Genomic DNA, 23,935 nt, shown 5'->3' with positions numbered 1-23,935 from the left:
CGGTGTGCGGCTGGCGCCGCGATCGGGTGATGCGAACGTCTCGCCTGGCCCAATCGCTAGCGAGTCGCTAGAGCGTGTGCGTGCGCCCCGTCGACTGGAGCATACCGCCGAGGTGGGTCTCGATCAGGCGCCGGGTCGCACCCTTGTCGCTGCTGCTGAACTGCACACCGATGCCGCGCACGCGGTTGCCCTGGGCACGCGCCGGCGTGATCCAGACGACCTGGCAGGGAACCGGGATGCGCTCGGGTTCATCCAGCAGACTCAGAAGCACGAAGATCTCGTCACCGAGCCGGAACGACTTGTCCGTTGGAATGAACAGACCGCCATTGGTCAGGAATGGCATGTAGGCCGCAAACAGCGCCGACTTGTCGCGTATTGCGAGCGTCAGAATCCGGCCCCCGGTCGGTGTGCTCATGCCGCAGCACTCCACCGGATCCGGGCTTCAAACACTGTACAGGTGCCTGGCGCCACTCGCCATTGCTCCGAAGCGGGAGGAAATAACGCCATTATCATCGTTTTTTACCCGGCTCGCCAACATGCGCATCGGGCGCTCAGGCCGTGCGGCCATGCAAGGCGAGCACGATCTCCTCGCAGCGCAGCTGCGGATTCAGGGCGGCCGCCATCTCCCGGTGCCATCGCTGTGAACTCTGCAGCAGGCGCGCCAGACCACGCAGGCCGTGCGCCTGCGCGAACGCGGCCAGCTGGGCGGGGTCGAACAGACGGCCGAAGGCATCCGCTTCCTCGGTGACCAGCCAGCGCTGGGCCGACACCAACAGGCACTGCAGGCGTGGAACCAGCGAACCCGGCTCACAGGCGGTGAAGCGGTCGATCACCGGAAACGGTGACCGGCTCTCCAGCAGCGCATTCAGCGCGTCGCGATCGCGCTGCCACCGCTCGATCGCCTCCGGATCCTGCAGCAGATCGCGAGCCGCCATCGGTCGGTTCATGCTGGCCGCAAGTGCCTCGTCGACCGCGAGCTCCGCGTTGTCCCCCGCATTCAGCCATTCAACCATCCGCCGGTGCTCGGGGTGGGGAATCCGGAGCGGCTGGCAGCGGCTGCGGATCGTCGGCGGCAGGCGTGCCGGGCGGGTCGCGGTCAGCAACAGCGTCGCGCCGGCCGGCGGCTCCTCGAGCGTCTTCAGCAGGGCATTCGCGGCATTCGCGTTCATGCTTTCCGCCGAGGAGATCAGCACCACCCTGGCCGGCCCGGCATGGCTGAGCGACAGGAAGTCGATCACCTCCCGCACTGCATCCACGAGGATCTCCTTGCCCGGTGCCTCCGGGACGATCTCGAGGATTTCGGGATGGCTCCCACCCAGGAAACTCCGGCAGCCATTGCAGGCCCCGCAGGGCTGATTCGTGTCGGCGGATTCCGTGCATGCCACCCATTGCAGGAAGGTGCGCGCGAGCAGACCCTTGCCCACTCCCTCGGGCCCGACCAGCAGCAGTCCCGACGCCAGCCGCCCGCCCCGGGTCCACGCGGCCAGGTGCCCGAGCGGGGCCTTTAGCCAGGGCGGGAACGCCGCGCCGGAACCATTATTCGATGGGCGCTCCGGATCCATCGCGCGCTAGCCGGACCGGTCCGCCAGCCAGTCGTTCCAGATCCGTTCTACCGCCCGTTCCACCGTCTCCGGGTCCGGGGTGCCGTCGATCAGACGGTACCGATCGGCATCGCGACCCGCGCGCGTGCGGTAGGCCTCGCGGGCCCGCTCGAAGAAGGCCACGTCCTCACCCTCGATCCGATCCCGCTTGCCGCGCGCAAGCGCTCGTTCCAGCCCGACCCGCACGGGGACGTCGAAGACCAGCACCAGGTCCGGCCGCAGCCCCCCCTGTAGCCAGGCCTCGAGCACTTCGACCCGCTCCATGCCGAGCCTGCGGCCTGCCCCCTGGTAGGCGAAGCTCGCGTCCGTGAAACGGTCGCTGAGCACCCAGGCCCCCCGTTGCAATGCCGGGCGGATGACTCGGTGCAGGTGTTCCGCGCGCGCGGCGAAGATCAGCAGCAGTTCCGTTTCGGCCGCGATATCGCCGAGGGCCGGATCCAGCAGGAGCTCCCGGATCCGCTCGCCGGCCCCGGTGCCCCCGGGTTCGCGGGTGCGGACAACCTCCGCCCCTGCGGCGGCCAGTCGCCGCCCGAGGCGCTCGAGCTGGGTCGACTTGCCAGCGCCCTCGATCCCCTCCAGCACCACGAACCCGCCGGAACGGCGACTCACCGTTGCCCCCCGCCATAGCGGCTGGCGTCACCGCCGAGCTGGTACCGGATGACCGCCGCGCGATGTTCGGCGTAGGTCTGCGAGAACTCATGGGTGCCGTCGTTGCGCGACACGAAGAACCGGGCGTCGGTCTCGGTCGGCCGTGCGGCGGCCAGGATCGAGGCCTTCCCCGGCAGCGCGATCGGAGTGGGTGGAAGGCCGTCGCGGGTGTAGGTGTTATACGGATGGTCCCGCCGCAACTCGGCGCGGGTGAGCCGGGTCTCCCCCGGTTCCAGCGCATAGAGCAGGGTCGGGTCCGTCTGCAGGCGCATGCCCTGGCGCAGGCGGTTCACGAACACGCCGGCCACCAGGCCGCGCTCCTGGGGCTGCCCGGTCTCTTTTTCGATGATCGACGCCAGGATCAGCAGTTCGTAGGGCGACTCGACCGGATGATCCTCCATGCGGTTTTGCCAAGCCTGATCCAGCACCTGGGTCAGACCTTCGTGCGCCTGCCGGAGGATCTGCTGCCCCGGGGTGTCGCGGCTGAACAGGTACGTGTCGGGAAGAAACCAGCCTTCCGGATGCTGGCCCGGCCGACCCAGATCGGCCATCAGCGCGCCCAGATCGGTCCCCTCCGGCAACGGCCGCAGTGCCGGGTGGCCTTGAACAGCGTCGAAGAACTGCCGTGCGGTCCACCCCTCGGGAACCGTCAGCCGATGCCGGATGACCTGGCCGCGCACCATCCGGTCGAGCACCGCCGTCACCGTCAGCCCGGGAAGGATCTCGTATTCGCCCGCCTGGAGCCGGTCCGCGACCCCTGCCCGGCGCGCATGGATCTCGACCATCCAGGGATACCGGACCCAGCCACGGGCCTCCATCTCGCCGACGATCTGGCGAAAGCCCTGGCCGGGCTCCACCAGCAGAACCTCGGCCTGCTCCAGATCGAGCGGTGCCGTCATCTGCTGGTGATAAAGCGTGACCAGATGTGCCCCGGCCAGCGTCGCGGCAATCAGCAGAAAAAGCGTGAAGAGGCTAAGCCATCTCATTGAGTTCGTGTCCAATCTCGAGCATCAGCGCCATCGATTCCGACCCGTCGGCCGGATCCGCGAGGGTAGCATGATCCCCGACCCAGCGGGCCGGCCGCAGGCCGATCCGGCTGTTGCTGAGGAACACGGCGTCGGCATCCCGCGCGCGGCGCAGGCCGACCCGCGCCTCGTGCACCTGCAGGCCTGCACGCGCAGCCCGTTCCATCACCCACGCGCGGCGGGTACCGGCGATCCCGAACTCCTGCACCGTCGGGGCAACCAGCGTTCGCCCTTCGAGCAGTAGCAGATTCCCCTGGGTTCCGGAGACGACGTGGTCGTTTCGGTCCAGCATCACGCCTTCGTCCCAGTCGGGGCCCCACTCCATGCGCGCCAGGATATTCTCGATCCGGTTCAGGTGTTTGCACCCGGGCAGCGGGTTGTGGCCCGTCCGCGTCCCGCAGACGCCGATATGCAGCCATGGCCGGTCATGTTCACCGGACAGTGCGTCACCCCCGATCACGATCCGGGTCGGGTGGACCCGGGCCGGCACCGCGTAGCCGCGGGGACCCACCCCGCGCGTGACGATCAGCTTGGCCAAGCTCAGGGGAGCCGCGGCGACCCGGGACAGGTCGTCCAGGCAGGCACGCTCCGGCACTCGCGGAATTCCGAGCCGATCGAGCCCGAGGCAGAGGCGTTCCCAGTGCCGACTCCACAACTGAGGCACGCCACCGTGCAGACGCAGGGTCTCGAACACGCCGTCACCGAACTGCAGTCCCCGGTCCCGGGCGTCGATCCGGTTCCCCTCCTCGCCGTTGACCAGAATCGTCATGATGTCAGTGCGTCCAGCAAACCCTGGGCCTTGTGCCGCGTTTCCTGCAGTTCCGCCTCGGGATCGGAATCGGCGACGATTCCGGCTCCGGTGCGGAAACGCAGTGCATGGCCCCGCACCACCAGCGTGCGGATCAGGATATTGGTATCCATCCATCCGTGCCGGCTGATGTACCCACAGGACCCGGTATACGCTCCCCGCGGCGCTCCCTGCTCGAGTTCCCGGATGATCTGCATACTGCGGATTTTCGGACAGCCGGTGATGGTGCCACCGGGAAAGCAGGCCCGCACCAGATCGGCCGGAGTCGATCCCGGCCGCAACCGCCCCTGAACCGACGACACGATGTGGTGAACCCGCCGGTAGCTCTCGATGGTCATGAACTCCGGCACGCGCACGCTGCCCGGAACCGCGACCCGTCCGAGATCATTCCTCTCGAGATCCACCAGCATCACGTGCTCCGCGATTTCCTTGCGATTGACCTTGAGATCATTCGACAGCGCATCGTCCTTCGTCGCGTCGGCATCCCTGCGGCGGGTGCCGGCGATGGGACGGGCTTCCGCCACGCCGTGCCGCACCCCGACCAGGCGCTCCGGCGACGAACTGAGGATCTCGGCCCCGGGGAGGCGCAGCCACGCGGCGAAGGGCGCCGGGTTGGCCCGCCGAAGCCGCTCGTACAGATCCGCGGTATCCCATGGCGTGGGCGATCGGATCCGCCATTCGCGGGACAGGTTGGCCTGGAAGCAGTCACCATCCCGAATGTAGCGCAGGGCACGCCGCACCGCCCGCCGATACTGTTCCGGATCGTCCTCGTCGACCTGCAGCGGGGGCAGTTCCGCAGGGCTCCGGTCGCGCAGGTCCGCCAGGTCGGAACGCACCTGCTCCCAGCGCTGTGGATCGTCGTCCTCGTCGACGAAGTAGCTCCGGCGCTGCCAATGGTCCAGGATCAGCGCTGCCGGGAAACGGGTCAGCACCGCACTGGGCAGCCAGGGATCGGGCGTGCAGGCGCCCAGCGACGGTTCGATCGACCAGGCCAGTTCATACCCAAGGTAGACGAACCAACCGCCCGCGAACGGAAGCCCGGGGGCGGGCTGCGGCCTGCGCATCTCGTCGAACGGGCCCAGCCGCGCGAGGCCCTCGAGCACCGCGTCGCCGGTCAGGGTCGCGCCGGGGAACGCGAACAGGATCGAGAAGCGCGCGGGCGCCTGCCCGATCAGCGCGGTATCGAGCAGATGCGGATAACGCCGGGGATGACTGCGGGCCAGCGCCAGGAGATCCGCGCCCGTCGCGAGCGGCCGGACGGACACGGACCCGGCTACAGGGTGCGGAACACCAGGGTGCCGTTCGTCCCGCCGAAGCCGAAGGAGTTCGACAGCGCGACCCGCGCATCCATGTCCCGGGCCTCATGGGCCACGTAGTCGAGGTCGCAGCCCTCGCCGGGATGGTCCAGGTTGATGGTCGGGGGCGACACTTTCTGATGCAGCGCCAGCGCGCAGAACAATGCCTCGATGCCGCCCGCAGCGCCCAGCAGGTGGCCGGTCATCGACTTGGTGGAGTTCACCAGCACCCGCTGCGCGTGGTCGCCCAGCGCGCGTTTCACCGCGAGGGTCTCCGCCAGATCGCCGGCCGGCGTCGAGGTTCCGTGGGCATTGATGTATCCGACCTCGTCCGCGTTCATGCCGGCGTCCTGCAACGCCTTCAGCATGCAGTCGGCCGCACCTTCCCCCCCCTGGGACGGCTGCGTCATGTGGTAGGCATCGGAGTTCCAGGCGAAGCCTGCGAGTTCACAGTAGATACGCGCACCGCGCGCCCTGGCGTGTTCGTACTCTTCCAGCATCAGCACGCCGGCCCCGTCGCTGAGCACGAACCCGTCGCGATCGCGGTCCCACGGGCGCGAGGCACGCGCCGGATCATCGTTGCGGGTCGACAGCGCGCGGGCAGCGGCGAAGCCGCCGATTCCCAGCGGAGTGGTGGCCATCTCGGCGCCGCCGGCCAGCATCGCGTCGACGTCGCCATAGGCGATCATCCGTGCCGCATCCCCGATGTTGTGGGTGCCGGTGGCGCAGGCCGAGACGATGGAGATGTTCGGCCCTTTCAGGCCCCGCATGATCGACAGGTTCCCCGCAACCATGTTGATGATCGCGCTGGGCACGAAGAACGGGGAGATCTTTCGCGCCCCCCCCTTCAGGTAGGCCCCGTAGGAGCGCTCGATGTACGGCAGACCGCCGATGCCGGATCCGATCGCGACCCCGATGCGATCGGCGTTCGCGTCGGTCACGTCCAGGCCCGAGTCCTCCAGCGCCTGCAGGCCCGCGGCGAGACCGTAGAGCACGAAGGTGTCCATTTTCTTCTGGTCCTTCGTGGGCACGTAATCGTCGGCATTGAAGTCCCGTACCGCTCCGGAGATCCGGACCGGCATTTCCGAGGCGTCGAAGACATCAATCGGCGTGATCCCGCTCTTGCCGGCGACGATATTTGCCCAGGCCGTTTCCACAGTGGAACCCACCGGGGAGACGATCCCGAGACCTGTAACCACGACACGACGCTTAGCCAATTGAATTCTCCCTCAGAACTGAATGAAACAAGGGCCACCCCGAGGCTTCGCGAGCGGCCCATGCTTCGGTATCCATCGGAAAAGCCGGCACCCGGCCTCGATCAGTCCTTCATGTGCGCCTTGATGTAGTCGATCGCCTGCTGCACGGTCGTGATCTTCTCGGCCTGTTCGTCCGGGATTTCCGTCTCGAACTCCTCCTCGAGCGCCATCACCAGCTCCACGGTGTCGAGCGAGTCGGCACCCAGATCCTCGACGAAAGAGGCGGAATCCGTAACGTCCTCTTCCTTGGCGCCCAATTGCTCAACCACGATCTTCTTGACGCGTTCTTCAATGCTGCTCATCTACGACATCCCCTTTGGGTGTATGGCGGTCAATTTTCGAGCGCCATTCTAGTGAAAACCCCCCGTGCGATCCAGTACAGTGCAGCCTGCGCCGGGGCACGATCCACCCGGTACCGGGCCGCGTCAGCGGCGGCCTGCGGTTCCGGGAACCACTGTGGTCAATGCATGAACATGCCGCCGTTCACATGCAGCGTCTCGCCGGTAATATACCCCGCATCCCGGGATGCGAGAAAAGCGACCGCGGCCGCGATCTCCTCGGGGGCGCCCAGACGCCCGAGTGGGATTCCCTCGAGCAGTTTCGCCCGGGTCTCGTCACCGAGTTCGCGCGTCATGTCGGTGTCGATGAACCCCGGAGCCACCGTATTCACGGTGATGTTGCGGCTGCCGACCTCGCGGGCCAGCGCCCGGGCGAATCCCGCCAGCCCTGCCTTTGCAGCGGCATAGTTCGTCTGCCCGGCGTTCCCGCTCGATCCGACCACCGAACCGATCAGGATGATGCGGCCGTTCCGGGCCTTCATCATTGGCTTCAGCACCTTCTGGGTCAGGCGCACCGCCGCAGTGAGGTTGGTGTCGATGATGCTGTCCCACTCTTCGTCCTTCATGCGCATCAGCAGGTTGTCGCGGGTGATGCCGGCGTTGTTCACCAACACCTCGATCGTGCCTTCCCGCGCCTGGATGTCGTTCAGCGCCGCCTGCACCGACGCGGCGTCGATAACGTCCATCACCAGACCGCGTCCGCCGACGTCGGCCAGCGCCGCGGAGATCCTGTCGGCGCCGGGCGCCGACGTCGCGGTGCCGATCACCAGCCAGCCGTCCTCGGCCAAGCGCCTTGCAATCGCGGCTCCGATCCCGCGACTCGCGCCGGTGATCAGGGCCGCCCCTTTCCTGTCGGTCATCGCTCGTTTTCTCTGCTCGATGCTCGTGTGATGGAACGCGATCGGGCCGGTCAGGCCTGCAGGGCCGCCACGCTCTTGGCCAGGCTCTCGGCGTTGCTGATCTCCAGTAGCGCGAGGTCGCGGTCGATACGCTTCGCCAGTCCTGTCAGCACCCGCCCCGGGCCAGCTTCGACCAGCGTCTGCACTCCCCTGGCGCGCATCGCTTGCACGGTCTCGACCCACCGTACCGGTCGATAGAGCTGTTCCGCCAGAATCTCGCGCAGCGCCTCCACGCTGTCCACCGGAGCGGCGCTGACATTGTGCAGCACGGGAATACGCGGCATGCGCAAATCGACGCTCTGCAGCGCACTGCGCAGGCGTTCCGCTGCCGGGCGCATCAGCGCACAATGCGAAGGGACCGAAACCGGCAGACGCACGGCCTTGCGGGCGCCCGTGGAGGACGCGGCCGCCAGCGCGCGATCGACCGCCGCGGCGGTACCTGCGATCACAACCTGCCCGGGCGAGTTGAAATTGACCGGCTCGAGCACCTCGCCACCGGCCTGCGCGTCGCACAAGGCCTGAACCGCATCGTCGTCCATTCCGAGGATCGCCGCCATCGCGCCGGCACCCTCCACGACCGCGTCCTGCATCGCCAGCGCCCTCTCGCGCACCAGCCTGACCGCGTCCGGGAAATCCAGCGCATCCGCCGCCACCAGCGCGCTGTACTCTCCCAGGCTGTGCCCGGCAGCCAGCGCCGGCATGTCCGGAACCTCGGTCGTGAGAACACGCCAGGCCGCAACGCCGGCGGCGAGCATCGCGGGTTGCGTGTTCTCGGTGCGGTTCAGCTGTTCGGCCGGGCCGTTCTGGGTCAGGTCCCAGAGATCGGCCCCTAGCGCATCGGATGCCTCGCGAAAGGTATCGCGGACTACGGGCCATGTCCGGCCCAGTTCGTCGAGCATGCCGACCGACTGCGACCCCTGACCCGGGAACACCACTGCCCACTGCGTATCCATTGCTGACCTGCGACGCCGCTCAAGGTGGGCGTAGTGTATGCCCATCAAATCCGGGGCGGCAAACCCTTGGCAGAGGGACCGCACCCGGCGTGCACGGGAGGCGCCGACCTGCGGCACGCGCGTGCCGGTGACGCTGCCTTGCTGCCACGCGTTTGGGCCAGCGATCGCCGGTTCTCTTGAGTTCCGGGCGCGCATCCGCATAATGTCGCATCCCGGATTACATCAGAGAGGACTTGCATGGCGAAGGAAGACGAGATCGAACTCGAGGGAACCGTGGTCGAAACCTTGCCCAACACGATGTTCCGCGTGGAACTCGAGAACGGGCATGTGATCACCGCCCATATCTCCGGCAAGATGCGCAAGCACTACATCCGCATCCTGCGCGGCGACAAGGTCATCGTGCAGATGACCCCCTACGATCTCACCAAGGGTCGCATCGTCTACCGCAACAAGTAAGCGGGCGGAGCCCCGCGCGCAGCCGCGTCAGCTGACGGCAGGCTCCCGGATCTCGAGTTCAAGGCCGGCATCGCCCAGCCGCACGACGACTTCCCCGCCACCCTTCGACAGCCGCCCGAATAGGATCTCCTCGGCCAGTGGTTTCTTGATGTGCTCCTGGAGGGTACGCGCCATCGGGCGGGCACCCATCTTCGCGTCGTAGCCGTGCTCGGCCAGCCATGCCCGACCTTCGGGCGCGACTGTCAGCACTACCTTCTTCTCGTCAAGCTGAGCCTGCAGCTGTACCAGGAACTTGTCGACCACCCCGAGAATGGTGGCCTCGTCGAGCGCCGCGAACTGGATGACCGCATCCAGGCGGTTGCGGAACTCGGGGCTGAAGGTCCGCTTCAGCACCTCCATCGCGTCGGTCGAGTGGTCCTGCTGCGTGAAGCCCATCGACGGGCGGCTTGCCATTTCCGCGCCGACGTTGCTGGTCATCACCACGATCACGTTGCGGAAGTCGACCTTGCGACCGTTGGTGTCGGTCAGCGTGCCGTGATCCATCACCTGCAGCAGCAGGTTGAATACATCCGGGTGGGCCTTCTCGATCTCGTCCAGCAGCAACACCGCGTGCGGATGCTTCAGGATCGCGTCGGTCAGCAGACCGCCCTCGTCGTAGCCGACATAGCCCGGCGGTGCCCCGATCAGACGCGATACGGTGTGCCGTTCCATGTACTCGGACATGTCGAAGCGCACCAGTTCGATGCCCAGAATCCGTGCCAGCTGTACCGTGACCTCGGTCTTCCCGACCCCGGTCGGGCCGGTGAACAGGAACGAGCCGATCGGCTTGTCCTGGTCCGCCAGTCCCGAGCGCGCCATCTTGATCGCGGTGCTCAGGCTGTCGATCGCGGGATCCTGACCGAATACCACCATCTTCAGGTCGCGCTCGAGGTTGCGCAGGATCTCCACATCGCTGCTGGAAACCGATTTCGGCGGGATGCGCGCGATCTTCGCGACGATCGCCTCGATATCATGGACACCGATGGTTTTGCGCCGCTGACTCGACGGCTGGAGCTGCCGGCTGGCGCCGGCCTCGTCGATCAGGTCAATCGCCTTGTCGGGCAGGAAGCGGTCAGTAATGTAGCGGTCGGCGAGTTCAGCCGCCGCCCGCAGCGCCGGGCGGGTGAACCGCACGTTGTGGTGCGTCTCGAAGCGGGACTTCAGGCCGGACAGGATCTGGAAGGTCTCCTCGACCGACGGTTCGGGCACGTCGATCTTCTGGAAGCGCCGCGCCAGTGCCCGGTCCTTTTCAAAGATGCCGCGGTACTCGTTGTACGTGGTCGAGCCGATACATTTCAGCTCGCCGCTGGCCAGCATCGGTTTGATCAGGTTGGACGCGTCCATCACGCCACCCGAGGCGGCACCGGCGCCGATGATCGTGTGGATTTCGTCGATGAACAGCACCGCGCCGGGTTGTCGCTTGAGTTGGGCCAGCACGCCTTTCAGGCGCTTCTCGAAATCGCCCCGGTACTTGGTGCCGGCCACCAGCGCGCCAAGGTCCAGCGAATACACGGTGGCCTTCGAGATCGCGTCGGGAACCTCGTGGTCGACAATCCGGCGCGCGAGACCCTCGGCGATCGCGGTCTTGCCGACGCCGGCCTCGCCCACCAGCAGCGGGTTGTTCTTGCGCCGCCGGCAGAGAATCTGGATGGTGCGCTCGATTTCGTGCTCCCGGCCGATCAGCGGATCGATCTCGTCCTTGGCCGCCTTTGCATTCAGGTTCGTTGCGTAGAGGGTCAGCGCATTCTGCTTCTCCTCGCCCTCCTCCGAACCGTTACCCGAGGCTCCGCCGCCACCTTCCGTACTGCCGGGCTGGATCTGGCCACCATCCTCGTCGGGCACCTTCGAAATCCCGTGCGAGAGAAAATTGACGACGTCCAGCCGCTGGATGTCCTGGCGTGCGAGCAGGTGCAGCGCATGCGAATCCTGTTCGCCGAACAGCGCCACGAGCACATTCGCTCCGCTGACTTCCTTGCGGCCGCTGGACTGGACGTGAAACACCGCGCGTTGGAGCACGCGCTGGAACCCCAGGGTGGGCTGGGTTTCGCGCCCGTCCCGCGGCGGTATCCGGGGGGTGTTGGCGTCGAGCCAGGTCTCCAGCTCACCCCGGATCCGTTCGAGGTCGGCGCCACAGGCACGCAACACCGTGGCGGCGCTGGGATTCGAGATCAGCGCCAGCAGGAGATGTTCCACGGTCACGAACTCGTGCCGCTTCTCCCGGGCGTCCTTGAAGACCATGTTCAGACTGAATTCGAGTTCGCGGTCGAGCATCGGGGTCAGGCCTCCTCCATCGAACATAGCAGTGGGTGCTGGTGGTGGCGAGCGTAGTCGTTGACCTGCGCGACTTTGGTCTCCGCGACATCGCGGCTGAAGATCCCGCAGACGCCCTTGCCGCGGGTATGCACGTGCAGCATCACCCGCGTTGCCCTCTCCCGGTCCATGGCGAAGAACGTCTCCAGTACTTCGACCACGAACTCCATCGGCGTGTAGTCATCGTTGATCAGCACGACCTTGAATCTCCGGGGCGGCTTGAGTTCCGGCCGGGATTCGTCGACGGCGATCGACTCGTCGACGCCGGTTCTGTGTTTTGGATCCGTCATGGTCGCTTCAGCTTCCCGCCGGCATCCCCTCGGTGCCGCTACTGCATCTTCGGTGAGTCACTCGACATAGACAAATAGACCGCAAACTCTATCCCCCTTCCGTGAACTACTGGCCAGTGGATGTATCCTCGGGACCCATCCGCGCGATCACCGCGGCGCCGAAGCCGGAGCAGGACACGGGTTCGACCCCGGGAATCAGGCGCGCGAAGTCGTAGGTGACCTCCCGGGCGCTGATCGCCCCGCCCATCCCGCGTACGATCCCGTCGGCGGCCTCGGTCCAGCCCATGTGCCGCAGCATCATCTCCGCAGACAGGATCAGCGAACCGGGGTTCACCTTGTCCTGGCCCGCGTATTTCGGGGCGGTCCCGTGCGTGGCCTCGAACATCGCGACGGTGTCGGACAGGTTCGCACCCGGCGCGATGCCGATGCCGCCCACCTGCGCCGCGAGCGCGTCGGAAATATAGTCGCCATTGAGGTTCAGCGTGGCGATCACGTCGTACTCGTCGGGGCGCAGCAGGATCTGCTGCAGGAACGCGTCGGCGATCACGTCCTTGACGATGATCTCGGATCCCGTCTTCGGATTCCGCAGGCTGCACCAGGGGCCGCCGTCGATCTCCTCGGCCCCGAACTCCTCGCGTGCCAGTTCGTAGCCCCAGTTCTTGAACGCGCCCTCGGTGAACTTCATGATGTTGCCTTTGTGCACCAGGGTGACTGACCGGCGGTCGTTGTCGATCGCATACTGGATCGCCTTGCGTACCAGGCGCTTCGTGCCCTCGCTGGAGACCGGCTTGATCCCGATGCCCGCGGTATCGGGGAAGCGGATCTTGGTCACCCCCATCTCGTTCTGCAGGAAGTCGATGATCTTGCGCGCCTCTGCCGTACCCGACTCGTATTCGATTCCGGCGTAGATGTCCTCCGAGTTCTCCCGGAAGATCACCATGTCGGTCTTCTCCGGCTCCTTCACAGGGCTCGGCGTACCCGGATAGTAGCGAACCGGACGCAGGCAGACATAGAGATCCAACTGCTGACGCAGGGCCACGTTCAGCGAGCGGATACCGCCGCCGACCGGCGTGGTCAGAGGCCCCTTGATCGAGACCACGTAGTCGCGCACCACGTCCAGCGTCTCTGCCGGCAGCCAGGTGTTCGCGCCGTAGACGGCGTTGGCCTTCTCCCCGGCATACACTTCCATCCAGGCGATCCTGCGCTTGCCGCCGTAGGCCTTCTCGACCGCCGCGTCGACGACACGCTGCATCACCGGGGTGATATCGACCCCGATGCCGTCGCCCTCGATGAACGGGACAATCGGCTGATCCGGAACCTGCAGTACGCCATGGGCATCGACGGAAATCGGCTCGGCGCCGGCGGGAATCTTGATGTGTTCGTAGGCCATGGCAGCTCCAGTGCTCGGAAGGGGTGAGTCGGAGGCGATTATACTAGAACCTCGATCCCCTTCACGGCAGGGGTGGCCTGCCCGCGTTATCATGTGCAGGATGATGCCGCCCTACCGGATCCGGAACGTTTCATGACCGAACGTCTGCGCTGCCACGTCACCGTCGCGGCGGTGATCGCGGATGCCGGCCGGTTCCTCTTCGTCGAGGAGGCCGACGGCGGACGGAATGTGCTGAACCAGCCGGCTGGGCACCTCGAGGAGGGAGAGGATCTGCGCACCGCGGTGATCCGTGAGGTCCGCGAGGAGACCGGCCTGGACTTCCTGCCCGAGGCCTGGCTCGGCTGCGACCTGCTGGCCCTCCCCACCGGGGCGGTGACGCTCCGGGTCGCCTTTACCGGGCGTACCGGCCCACTGCCCGACACTGCGGCCCGCGATCCGGCCATCCTCGCGACACACTGGCTGACTCCGGACCAGGTCCGAGAATGGCCATTGCGCAGCCCCCTGGTCCAGCGTTCGCTGGAAAGGTTCACACAAGGCGTACGGCTCCCGCTGGACACCGTCGGCACCCTGTTTCGGGCACCGTGATGCCGCCCTTCCGCAACCCCTCGCGCCGGGATGCAAAGGCCCGTGCCGGGGACGACGCATGAACTCGCGACGCGGCAAGGTCATCGTCGGGCTGTCCGGTGGGGTGGACTCGGCGTTGGCCGCAGCGCGACTGCTGCACGCCGGGTACGTCGTCGAGGGCCTGTTCATGAAGAACTGGGAGGAAGACGACGAGCCGGGGTACTGCGCGGCCGAGGCCGACATGGACATGGCGCGCGAGGTCGCCGGGATTCTGGAAATCCCGCTGCACAAGGCGAACTACGCGGCCGACTACTGGCACCGGGTGTTCGCGCGTTTTCTCGACGAATACGAGGCCGGGCGCACGCCAAACCCCGACATCCTCTGCAACCGCGAGATCAAGTTTCCGGCCCTGCTCGATCACGCCCGGCGCCTGGGTGCAGAGCACGTAGCCACCGGCCACTATGCGGCGGTGCAGCACACGGGGCACGGCAGCCGCCTGCTGCGCGCGGAGGACGAAGGCAAGGACCAGACCTATTTCCTGTACGGGCTGGACCAGGAGCAGCTGCACGCTGCGCTGTTTCCGCTGGGGGAGTGGCTGAAGTCCGACGTCCGCGCCCAGGCACGCGCGCTGGGACTGCCAAACCATTCGCGCAAGGACAGCACCGGTATCTGCTTCATCGGGGAGAAGCGGTTCCGCGACTTCCTGTCGCGCTACCTGAGGGCAGCACCGGGCGAGATCTGTACCCCGGAAGGCCGGGTGCTCGGGCAGCACCCCGGCCTGATGTACTTCACCCTGGGCCAGCGCCAGGGGCTGGGCATCGGCGGCGTCGAAGGCGCCGGCGATGCGCCGTGGTACGTGGTCGGGAAGGACACCGCGGGCAACCGCCTGATCGTTGCGCAAGGCGCCGACCACCCGCTACTGCTGAGCACCGGCCTGAGCGCGGTGGATCCCCACTGGATCCTCGGGACACCCGCCGTGGGCGCGCCGCTGAGCGCACGCATCCGGCACCGCCAGCCGCTGCAGGCGGCCCGGATCACCCGGATCGACGCGAACGAGCTGCAGGTGCGGTTCGAAACCCCGCAGCGGGCGGTCACGCCGGGGCAGTCGATCGTGTTCTACCGCGACCGGGAATGTCTCGGCGGGGCCGTGATCAGAGCGGCCTGCAGCGAGTCCGGCAGCCCGGATCCGGTATAGTAGCGCCCGGATTCCACGCAAAGCGAAAACGGTCACCCTTGGAGCGCAGCGACTACAATCGAGCCCTGGCACTGGCGGCGATCTTCCAGGCCGCCTCCGTGGTCAAGGATCTCGCCTGGCGCGGGTACTGCGACGAGCACGAATTCGAGGTGCTCGTCGGCAGCCTGTTCGCCTTCGACGCAGAAACCCCCGCCGCGATCTATCGCGGCGAGGCCAACCTGCGCACCGGGCTCGAACGCATCGAGGTCCAGCTGAAATCCGGCGGCAAGCCGCCGGACATGGAGATCACCCGCTATGCGATCGGCCTGATCTTCCTGGAACGCAAGCTGCAGGCCCGGCCCGAGATGCTCCAGGCACTCGGCGATGGGCTGCAGGGCGCGGAACGCCAAGTGGAATACTTTAACCTGGCCCACGAAAGCGTGATCGCGCGGCTCGCCGAGGTCTACCAGGAAACCATCTCCTCGCTTGGACCCCGGATCATCGTGCAGGGCGAGCAGACCCACCTCTCCAACCCGGGTGTCGCCGCACGCATCCGTGCGACCCTGCTCGCGGGCATCCGCGCCGCGGTCCTCTGGCGTCAGGCCGGAGGCTCCCGCTGGAAGCTGCTGTTCGGCCGCAACCGGCTGATCTCCGAGGCCCGTGACCTGCTGCACCGACTCAACACCTGAATACGGAACCCGCCTCATGACTGCATCTACCGACCACTTCACCCGAACCCTGAAGGCCGGCGGCCGCGAGTGCGACATCGTCCCGATCACCGACGATCCCCGCGCGACGAGCCTGCCCTACTCGTTGAAGATCCTGCTCGAGAACCTGCTGCGCTTCGAGGACGGCCGCACCGTGCGTCACACCGATATCGAGGCATTGCTGGATTGGGATCCGCAGGCCGAACCGGCGCAGGAGATCGCGTTTCGCCCGGCGCGGGTGCTGCTGCAAGACTTCACCGGGGTGCCCGCGGTGGTCGACCTCGCCGCGATGCGCGACGCGATGGAGGCGCTCGGGGGGGATCCCGCGAAGATCAACCCGATGCAGCCAGCCGAGCTCGTCATCGACCACTCGGTGCAGGTGGACGCCTACGGCAACGTCAACGCGCTGAACCTGAACGCGGAACTCGAATACTCGCGCAACCGTGAGCGCTACAGCTTTCTGAAGTGGGGGCAACAGGCGTTTTCGACCTTCAAGGTGGTGCCGCCCGATACCGGGATCGTGCATCAGGTCAACCTTGAATTCCTCGCGCGCACCGTGTTCGTCGACGAAGCGGCCGACGGGCGTTGTCGCGCGTACCCGGACACGCTGGTCGGGACCGACTCGCACACGACCATGGTCAACGGCCTCGGCGTCCTCGGCTGGGGCGTCGGCGGGATCGAAGCCGAGGCCGCGATGCTCGGCCAGCCGATCTCGATGCTGATCCCGCAGGTGGTCGGCTTTCGGCTGACCGGGCGGCTGTCGGAAGGTGCAACCGCGACCGACCTCGTGCTGGTGATCGTCGAAATGCTGCGCCGGCACGGCGTGGTCGGCAAGTTCGTCGAGTTCTTCGGCGACGGGCTGGCTGAGCTTCCGCTCGCAGACCGGGCCACCATCGCGAACATGGCACCGGAGTACGGCGCCACATGCGGCATTTTCCCGATCGACGACGAAACCCTTGAGTACCTGCGCCTGACCGGGCGCGATCCCGGGCACGTCGACTTCATCGAGGCCTATGCCCGCACGCAGGGCCTTTGGCGCGAGGATGACGCGCCCGACGCACGCTATACCGACGTACTCGAGCTCGACCTCGGCACGGTCGAACCCAGCCTCGCCGGCCCGCGCCGTCCGCAGGACCGCGTGCGCCTGGGCGAGGCCGGCAAACGCGTCGACGAGTTCATCGACACCATGCTCAAGGAACGCGACAGCAAGTTCTCGGAATCTGCTGACGCGGAGCGCTTCGAGGCTGAAGGCGGCCATACCGCCGTCGGCGTGGAACACCAGGCCGAAGCCCCGCCGCGGCGCACCAGCGTCACGTTGAACGGCGACGAATTCGTTCTCGACCACGGCGACATCGTGATCGCGGCCATCACCTCCTGTACCAACACCTCGAACCCGTCGGTGATGCTCGGCGCCGGGCTGGTGGCCCGCAAGGCGCGTGAACGCGGGCTGAAGGTCAAGCCCTGGGTCAAGACGTCGCTGGCACCGGGCTCCAAGGTGGTGACCGAGTACCTGCAGCAGGCGGGGTTGCTCGACGACCTCGAAGGACTGGGCTTCCATATCGTCGGCTATGGCTGCACCACCTGCATCGGCAACTCGGGCCCGCTGCCGGAGCCGATCAGCGCGGCGGTACTGAAAGACGACCTGATCGTCAGTTCGGTGCTCTCGGGCAACCGCAACTTCGAGGGGCGCATCCATTCCGAGGTGCGGATGAACTTTCTCGCCTCGCCGCCCCTCGTCGTCGCCTATGCGCTGGCCGGCACGATGGCGACCAACCTGACGGAGGATCCGATCGGCCAGGATGCCGAGGGCCGGCCGGTCTACCTGAACGACATCTGGCCGACCAACGCGGAGATCCAGGCCGTGGTTGCGGCGAGCGTTACCGCGAAGAGCTTCACCCAGACGTACGACGACGTTTACCGCGGCGAGGACCGCTGGATGCGCCTGACGGCGCCCGAGGGCGATCGCTTCGAGTGGCAGGAGGACTCGACCTACGTCCGCAATCCGCCGTACTTTGCCAACATGACGATGGAACCCGCCCCGTTGACCGAAATCCGCGGCGCCCGCGTGCTCGCGCTGCTCAGCGACTCGGTGACCACCGATCACATCTCCCCGGCCGGTTCGATCCGGCCCGACAGCCCCGCCGGGAAGTACCTCGCCAGTCAGGGGGTTAAGCCCGCCGATTTCAATTCCTACGGATCCCGGCGCGGCAACCACGAGGTGATGATGCGCGGCACCTTCGCCAACGTTCGCCTGCGCAACCTGCTCGCCCCTGGCACCGAGGGCGGGGTCACGCTGCACCTGCCCGGCGGCGAGCAGATGCCGATCTACGACGCAGCGATTCGCTACCAGCAGGAGAACGTGCCGCTGATCGTGATCGCCGGCAAGGAGTACGGCACCGGTTCCTCGCGCGACTGGGCGGCCAAGGGCACGATGCTGCTCGGAGTCAAGGCGGTGATCGTCGAGAGCTTTGAGCGGATCCACCGCTCGAACCTGATCGGGATGGGCGTACTGCCGCTGCAGTTCCTCCCCGGCGAGAATGCGACCTCGCTCGGCCTGACCGGCCGCGAGAGCTACAGCATCGAAGGGCTCGACGAGGGCCGTGCCTCCGAGGTCACGGTTCGCGCGCAGCGCGACGACGGTTCCGAACTCCGCTTCCAGGCCCGCGTCCGGATCGATACCCCGCAGGAGATCGACTACTTCCGCCACGGTGGGATCCTCCACTACGTCCTGCGCCAACTCGCAGACTGATCCCGCCGGTCGTCGCCGTGCACGGGCGGTTCGGCCCGTGCCGCGGCACGGGGCTGCTCGTTCCCCTTCGGGCAGGCCCGAGCGTGGCCCGAGCCGGCCTGGCGGCAGGACGCGCTACCCGCGTGCCAGGAGAACGGCCTCGGTCAACCGTACGCTGGAGGTCGTGCAGCAGGTCGAGCAGATTGCGGGCGCCGACCCCGCAGTGCAGGATGTGCTGTCCGTCACCGGCTTCAGCATCCTGGATGGCGCGGTGCAACCCAACAGCGCGTTCCTGATCGGCCGCCTGAAGCCGTTCGAGGAGCGCAGGACCGCGGACCTGGGAGTGGACGCGGCGATCGCGCGACTGGCGGCCGATGCGAACGCGATCCCCGAGGCCCGGGTGATGCCGTTCAACCTGCCGCCGATCGTCGGCCTCGGTACCGGCGGCGGGTTCGACTATCAGCTCCAGGATCTGCTCGGGCGCTCACCCGACGAACTGGCCGCGGCGATGCGCGGCCTGGTGTTCGCGGCCAACCAGCACCCGGACCTGCACGCGGTGTACTCGACCTGGGCGACCGACAACCCGCAGGTGTTCCTGGACATCGACCGCGACAAGGCGCAGGCCCTGGGCGTGCAGATCGGCGACATCTTTGCCGCGCTCCAGACGACGCTGGGCGGTGCCTACGTGAACGACTTCAACCGTTTCGGCCGGGTCTGGCAGGTCAATGTGCAGGGCGACGAGGTGGACCGCGCACAGTTTGACGACGTGTTTCGAATCCACGTCCGCAACGACCAGGGCGAGATGGTTTCGCTGCGCGCGCTTGCGGAGCCCGAGTTGATCCTGGGGCCGCAATTGCTGCAACGCTACAACAACTACCGCAGCGTGAGCATCAGCGGAACCCCGGCCCCCGGACGCAGTTCCGGAGACGCGCTGGCCGCGATGGAAACGCTCTCGGACGAAACCCTGCCGACAGGGTTCGGCTTCGAATGGACCGGCACCTCGCTGCAGGAGAAGGAGGCCGGAGGGCAGACGGTGATCGTGCTCGCGCTGGCGGTGCTGTTCGCCTACCTGTTCCTCGTAGCCCTGTACGAAAGCTGGTCGATGCCTGCAGCCGTCCTGCTCTCGGTCGTCGTCGCGGTTCTGGGCGCGATGATCGCACTGTGGGTCACGGGGGAAGAAAAAGTGCACGGCCCCGCCACACTGCACCCATCCTCACCCCCGCCCCCTCTCCCGCTTGCGGGAAAGGGGAGCAAAGCCCCGCCCCTGCCCATCTCCCGCAAACGAATGCACGGAGGCGGACTCGGTCAGCGCGGCCCTGTCAGCTGTGCGGGATCCAGCAGCTCCGCGAGCCGATCCCGGCCGATACCGGTTTCTTCGGCGGCGACGTCCAGAATCGGCCGTCCGGTGGCATAGGCCTTTTTCGCGATGCGCGCCCCGGCCTCGTAGCCGATCTCCGCGTTCAGTGCGGTCACCAGGATCGGGTTGCGCGCCAGCGCCTGTTCGAGGCGTTCGCGATTCACGGTGAATCCCGCGATCGCCCGGTCCGCGAGATGCTCCATCGCGTCTGCGAGCAACTGGATCTGCGTGAGCAGGTTGTCGGCGATCAGCGGCAACATCACGTTCAACTGGAAATTGCCGGACTGCGCGGCCAGGCTGACCGCCGAATCCAGGCCGGTCACCTGCACGCAGGCCATCATCACCGCCTCGGGAATCACCGGGTTGACCTTGCCGGGCATGATCGAACTGCCCGGTTGCAGCGCGGGCAACGCGATCTCGCCGAGCCCGGCCAGCGGCCCGGAGTTCATCCAGCGCAGGTCGTTCGCGATCTTCAGCAGCGTGGTGGCGAGCCCCCGCAACTGGCCGGAAAGCTCGGCCGCAGTGTCCTGGCTCGACAGCGCGGCAAAACCGTTCGGCTGGCGTACGAACGGCAGTTCCAGGCGCTGGGCGAGACGCTTGGCGACCTTCTCCCCGAAATGCTCGGGCGCATTGATACCGGTACCGACCGCAGTGGCGCCGATCGCCAGCCGGCACAGCCGCCGCTCAGCATCCTGCACCCGGGTCTCGGCCAGCTCGAGCTGTGTGCGCCAACCGGACAGCTCCTGCTCCATGCGCAGCGGCATCGCGTCCATCAGGTGCGTGCGGCCGGTCTTCACCACGCTGGCGAGTTCGCGCTCGCGCTTCGCGATCGTCGCGATCAGATGCCGCAGAGCCGGACGCAGACGGTCCTCGATCTCCAGCGCCGCCGCGACGTGGATCGCGGTCGGGATCACGTCGTTCGAACTCTGCCCCCGGTTCACGTGGTCGTTGGGGTGCACCGGAGTACCGGCTGCGGCCGCGAGGTGACTGATCACCTCGTTCATGTTCATGTTGGTGCTGGTACCGGAGCCGGTCTGGTACACGTCCACCGGGAATGCGTCCGGGTGCTGACCCAATGCGACCGCATCGGCTGCGTTGACGATCGCCTCCACCTGTTCCGGCGCGAGCAGGGCCAGTTCCAGATTCACCTCGGCGCAGGCCGCCTTGATCTGGGCGAGCGCGCGGATGAACGGCGCGGGCAGCGGCCGCCTGGCAATCCGGAAGTTGTCGACCGCGCGCTGCGTCTGCGCACCCCAGAGCGCATCCGCGTGGATCCGCACCGGCCCCAGACTGTCCTGTTCGATACGCGTTTCGGTGGGTGACGACATCGTTCCTCTCCGGCAGGGTCAAGCCCGCCATTCTAGCCCGCGCGTCGAAGGCCCGCTTCGGATGGACGGGTCCCATCTGCGCCAGGTGCTGGCAGCAACCCCCTCCCCCGGCACGGCCCGAACGCCGGCTGTACTATAATCGCTCGCCCTGAACGCCAAGCCCGGGAGCCTCCATGTCCCTGTCCCCGCTCACCGCAGTCGGTCCGATCGACGGCCGCTACGCCCGCCATACCGAACCGCTGCGCGCGCATTTCAGCGAACAGGCGCTGATGCAGGCGCGGGTGCGAGTGGAGATCGCCTGGCTGAGAGCCCTCGCCGCGGAACCGGGGATCCCCGAGGTTCCGGACCTGACCCCGGATGCCACCGATTTCCTGGCCCGCATCGCTGCCGAGTTCGCAACGGCCGATGCCGAGCGCGTAAAGGCGATCGAGGCCACCACGAACCACGACGTAAAGGCGATCGAGTACTTCATCAAGGAGCGGATGACCCAGAATCCGGCGCTCGCGGCGCAGATCGAGTTCGTGCATTTCGCCTGCACGTCGGAGGACATCAACAACCTCGCCTATGCGCTGATGGTGCGCGAGGCACGCGACGGGGTACTGCTGCCCGCGATCGCCGAACTGGTCGAGCCGCTCACCGGGCTCGCGCAGGCGCTGGCGGCGCAGCCGCTGCTGTCGCGCACCCACGGCCAGCCCGCCTCGCCGACCACGATGGGCAAGGAACTCGCGAACGTGGTCACCCGCCTGCAGCGCCAGCTTCGCCAGATCGAGTCACTGCCGGTGCTCGGCAAGATCAACGGCGCGGTCGGCAACTACAACGCGCACCTGGTCGCCTATCCCGAGGTCGACTGGCCGGCGCTGGCGACGCGCGTGATCAAGGATCTGGGCCTGGAACCCAACCCCTACACCACGCAGATCGAACCGCACGATTATCTCGCCGAACTGTTTCACTGCCTGATGCGCCTGAACACGGTACTGATCGACGCCAGCCGCGATATCTGGGGTTACATCTCGGCCGGCTATTTCCGCCAGCGGGTCGTCGCCGGCGAAGTGGGCTCGTCGACCATGCCGCACAAGGTGAACCCGATCGACTTCGAGAACGCCGAAGGCAACCTCGGGCTCGCGAATGCGTTGTTCGACCACCTGGCCGGCAAGCTGCCGGTCTCGCGCTTCCAGCGCGACCTGACCGACTCGACGGTGCTGCGCAACATCGGCGTCGCATTCGCCTGGTCGCTGATCGCCTACAGGTCGTTCCGCCGCGGCCTCGGCAAACTCGAGGCCGATCCGGAACGGATGCAAGCGGACCTCGACGCGAACTGGGAAGTCGTGGCCGAAGCTGTGCAGACGGTGATGCGCCGGTATGGCATCGAGTCGCCATACGAGAAGCTGAAAGAACTCACCCGCGGGCAGCGGGTGTCTGCCGAGCGGCTCGCCGCCTTCATCGACGGGCTGGAAATCCCGCCCGAGGCCCGCGAGCGGCTACGCGCACTGACCCCCGCCGGGTACGTCGGGCTCGCCCGGGAACTCGCCGAGCGCCTGCCCGAACGCTGATCCGGTGGCCGCGGTGGACACGGAGACGCTGCTTGGAGGCCTGACCCCGGAGGCCTTTCTGCGGGACTACTGGCAGCAGTGCCCACTGCTGATCCGCCAGGCCATCCCCGGGTTCGTGAACCCGATCGACGCCGAAGACCTCGCCGGCTTGGCCTGCGAGGAGGACGTGCGCTCGCGACTGGTGATCGGCTATCCCGACCGGCGCGACTGGCAGGTAGAGTACGGGCCGTTCCGCCCCGAACGCTTCGCAAACCTGCCCGAAACCGCCTGGACCCTGCTCGTCTCGGAAGTGGAGCAGTACTGGCCTCCGGGGCCCGAGTGGCTGCAGCGCTTCGATTTCATCCCGCGCTGGCGCCGCGACGACCTGATGATCTCCTACGCGGTTCAGGACGGCTCGGTCGGCCCGCACATCGACGCGTACGATGTGTTCCTGTTCCAGGCACAGGGCCGGCGCCGCTGGCAGATCCAGGAGCCGCCGCCGAAGTCCCCGATCTGCCTGCCGGATCTGCCGCTCGCGATCCTGCGCAGCTTCACCCCCACCACCGAATGGGTGCTGGAACCGGGCGACATGCTCTACCTGCCGCCGGGCATCCCGCACCTGGGCATGGCGCTGGACGACGACTGCATGACCTGGTCGATCGGCTTTCGCGCCCCGGCCTGGCGGGATCTCGTCGGCGCCTTCCTCGAAGACCGCCTGGACAGTGTCGGCCCCGAACTCGTCACCGACTCCGCACGCAAGCCCTCCCGCCATGCCCACGAACTCGGCGCCGACGACCTCGCCGCGCTGCGCGATGGCCTGTTGGCCCGGCTGCGCACCGAACCCGACGCGCTGCACCGCTTCTTCGGCGAGTTCCTGACGCGCCCGCAAACCTGCGACACCGATCCGGAAACGGCGGACGATGCCGCGAGCGAGCCACCCCGATGGGATCCGAAGATCGCCTACCGCTTCGACCCCTCGCTGCGCCGCTACTGGATCGACGGACCCGACGGCCCTACATTGTTCCTCGCAGGACACGCCGTTCCCGCTCCGGGTCTTTCGCTCAACGAGGCGGAATCGCTCTGCCAGGCCGACACCGTGGTCCCCGAGCAATGGGCCACCCGCCTGCCGGGCCTCGTTCCGGTGTTCCGCGACCTGCTGGCCGCGGGACAGATCGAGCCTGACGAGCCTGCGGACACCGGCGAGGCTAGGTGACGAAGGTCGCGTGGCGTCAACAGGAAA

The 23,935-nt window shown here is 67.1% G+C and carries 21 protein-coding genes and 1 pseudogene; 8 read left to right on the top strand and 14 right to left on the bottom strand.

Features of this window, described 5'->3' with window-relative positions:
- Positions 1-67: 67 nt before the first annotated feature.
- The 10 genes from TVNIR_RS07475 to fabD form a co-directional block, all read right to left on the bottom strand.
- Positions 68-415 (bottom strand): PilZ domain-containing protein, encoded by a 348-nt coding sequence (locus TVNIR_RS07475; protein WP_015258385.1) that lies wholly within the window; start codon positions 413-415, stop codon positions 68-70.
- Positions 416-551: 136 nt separating this feature from the next.
- A complete protein-coding gene (locus TVNIR_RS07470) occupies positions 552-1,562 on the bottom strand; it encodes a DNA polymerase III subunit delta' (RefSeq protein ID WP_015258384.1) in 1,011 nt (336 codons plus the stop codon).
- Positions 1,563-1,568: 6 nt separating this feature from the next.
- Positions 1,569-2,210, bottom strand: coding sequence for a dTMP kinase (gene tmk, locus TVNIR_RS07465; RefSeq protein WP_015258383.1), 642 nt, complete (start codon positions 2,208-2,210; stop codon positions 1,569-1,571).
- Positions 2,207-3,235 (bottom strand): endolytic transglycosylase MltG, encoded by a 1,029-nt coding sequence (gene mltG / locus TVNIR_RS07460; RefSeq protein WP_015258382.1) that lies wholly within the window; start codon positions 3,233-3,235, stop codon positions 2,207-2,209. Before mltG ends, tmk begins: the two co-directional genes overlap by 4 nt.
- The gene (locus TVNIR_RS07455) at positions 3,222-4,043 is read right to left on the bottom strand and encodes an aminotransferase class IV (protein WP_015258381.1); all 822 of its coding nucleotides are present in this window, start codon (positions 4,041-4,043) and stop codon (positions 3,222-3,224) included. The genes mltG and TVNIR_RS07455 overlap by 14 nt, the downstream gene beginning before the upstream one ends.
- Positions 4,040-5,347, bottom strand: a complete 1,308-nt coding sequence (locus TVNIR_RS07450; protein WP_015258380.1) for an aminodeoxychorismate synthase component I — start codon at positions 5,345-5,347, stop codon at positions 4,040-4,042. The genes TVNIR_RS07455 and TVNIR_RS07450 overlap by 4 nt, the downstream gene beginning before the upstream one ends.
- An 8-nt stretch (positions 5,348-5,355) precedes the next feature.
- Positions 5,356-6,576 (bottom strand): beta-ketoacyl-ACP synthase II, encoded by a 1,221-nt coding sequence (gene fabF / locus TVNIR_RS07445; RefSeq protein WP_043739498.1) that lies wholly within the window; start codon positions 6,574-6,576, stop codon positions 5,356-5,358.
- Between the two features lie 119 nt (positions 6,577-6,695).
- Entirely contained in the window at positions 6,696-6,935 is a 240-nt protein-coding gene (gene acpP, locus TVNIR_RS07440; RefSeq protein ID WP_006747506.1) for an acyl carrier protein, read from the bottom strand.
- Between the two features lie 158 nt (positions 6,936-7,093).
- The gene (gene fabG / locus TVNIR_RS07435) at positions 7,094-7,831 is read right to left on the bottom strand and encodes a 3-oxoacyl-ACP reductase FabG (protein ID WP_015258378.1); all 738 of its coding nucleotides are present in this window, start codon (positions 7,829-7,831) and stop codon (positions 7,094-7,096) included.
- Positions 7,832-7,881: 50 nt separating this feature from the next.
- Positions 7,882-8,823: an ACP S-malonyltransferase gene (fabD, locus tag TVNIR_RS07430; protein WP_043739496.1), complete on the bottom strand. Its 942-nt coding sequence runs from the start codon at positions 8,821-8,823 to the stop codon at positions 7,882-7,884.
- Positions 8,824-9,060: 237 nt separating this feature from the next.
- Here fabD and infA point away from each other — a divergent pair, with 237 nt between their 5' ends.
- Complete coding sequence (gene infA, locus TVNIR_RS07425) at positions 9,061-9,279, top strand: translation initiation factor IF-1 (RefSeq protein WP_015258376.1); 219 nt, start codon at positions 9,061-9,063, stop codon at positions 9,277-9,279.
- A 27-nt stretch (positions 9,280-9,306) separates the two neighbouring features.
- Here the strand turns inward: infA and clpA are convergent, their stop codons facing one another.
- From clpA to icd, 3 genes are all read right to left on the bottom strand, one after another.
- A complete protein-coding gene (gene clpA / locus TVNIR_RS07420; protein WP_015258375.1) occupies positions 9,307-11,589 on the bottom strand; it encodes an ATP-dependent Clp protease ATP-binding subunit ClpA in 2,283 nt (760 codons plus the stop codon).
- Between the two features lie 5 nt (positions 11,590-11,594).
- A complete protein-coding gene (clpS, locus tag TVNIR_RS07415; RefSeq protein ID WP_015258374.1) occupies positions 11,595-11,918 on the bottom strand; it encodes an ATP-dependent Clp protease adapter ClpS in 324 nt (107 codons plus the stop codon).
- A gap of 106 nt (positions 11,919-12,024) precedes the next feature.
- Positions 12,025-13,308 (bottom strand): NADP-dependent isocitrate dehydrogenase, encoded by a 1,284-nt coding sequence (icd, locus tag TVNIR_RS07410; RefSeq protein ID WP_015258373.1) that lies wholly within the window; start codon positions 13,306-13,308, stop codon positions 12,025-12,027.
- A gap of 132 nt (positions 13,309-13,440) precedes the next feature.
- Between icd and TVNIR_RS07405 the strand changes: the two genes are divergently transcribed.
- The 5 genes and pseudogenes from TVNIR_RS07405 to TVNIR_RS07385 form a co-directional block, all read left to right on the top strand.
- Positions 13,441-13,893: an NUDIX domain-containing protein gene (locus TVNIR_RS07405; protein ID WP_015258372.1), complete on the top strand. Its 453-nt coding sequence runs from the start codon at positions 13,441-13,443 to the stop codon at positions 13,891-13,893.
- Between the two features lie 58 nt (positions 13,894-13,951).
- On the top strand, positions 13,952-15,067 hold the full coding sequence (mnmA, locus tag TVNIR_RS07400) for a tRNA 2-thiouridine(34) synthase MnmA (RefSeq protein WP_015258371.1): 1,116 nt from the start codon (positions 13,952-13,954) through the stop codon (positions 15,065-15,067).
- 38 nt (positions 15,068-15,105) lie between these two features.
- Positions 15,106-15,735 carry a high frequency lysogenization protein HflD gene (hflD, locus tag TVNIR_RS07395; RefSeq protein ID WP_015258370.1) on the top strand — a complete coding sequence of 210 codons (630 nt, stop codon included), beginning with the start codon at positions 15,106-15,108 and terminating at the stop codon, positions 15,733-15,735.
- A gap of 16 nt (positions 15,736-15,751) precedes the next feature.
- The gene (acnA, locus tag TVNIR_RS07390) at positions 15,752-18,502 is read left to right on the top strand and encodes an aconitate hydratase AcnA (RefSeq protein WP_015258369.1); all 2,751 of its coding nucleotides are present in this window, start codon (positions 15,752-15,754) and stop codon (positions 18,500-18,502) included.
- Positions 18,503-18,638: 136 nt separating this feature from the next.
- Positions 18,639-19,655: pseudogene (locus TVNIR_RS07385) on the top strand (efflux RND transporter permease subunit); the annotation flags it as partial.
- Positions 19,656-19,786: 131 nt separating this feature from the next.
- Here TVNIR_RS07385 and TVNIR_RS07380 read toward each other — a convergent pair.
- On the bottom strand, positions 19,787-21,166 hold the full coding sequence (locus tag TVNIR_RS07380) for a class II fumarate hydratase (protein WP_015258368.1): 1,380 nt from the start codon (positions 21,164-21,166) through the stop codon (positions 19,787-19,789).
- 173 nt (positions 21,167-21,339) lie between these two features.
- On the opposite strand from TVNIR_RS07380, the gene purB reads away from it, so the two are divergent.
- Both purB and TVNIR_RS07370 read left to right on the top strand, forming a co-directional pair.
- Positions 21,340-22,716 (top strand): adenylosuccinate lyase, encoded by a 1,377-nt coding sequence (gene purB, locus TVNIR_RS07375; RefSeq protein WP_015258367.1) that lies wholly within the window; start codon positions 21,340-21,342, stop codon positions 22,714-22,716.
- 4 nt (positions 22,717-22,720) lie between these two features.
- Positions 22,721-23,908 (top strand): cupin domain-containing protein, encoded by a 1,188-nt coding sequence (locus TVNIR_RS07370; RefSeq protein ID WP_043739492.1) that lies wholly within the window; start codon positions 22,721-22,723, stop codon positions 23,906-23,908.
- Positions 23,909-23,935 lie beyond the last annotated feature (27 nt).

Origin of the sequence: Thioalkalivibrio nitratireducens DSM 14787, from assembly GCF_000321415.2 — a bacterium.
GTDB classification, from domain to species: Bacteria; Pseudomonadota; Gammaproteobacteria; order Ectothiorhodospirales; family Ectothiorhodospiraceae; genus Thioalkalivibrio; species Thioalkalivibrio nitratireducens.
This window is presented reverse-complemented; position numbering and strand designations above follow the sequence as displayed.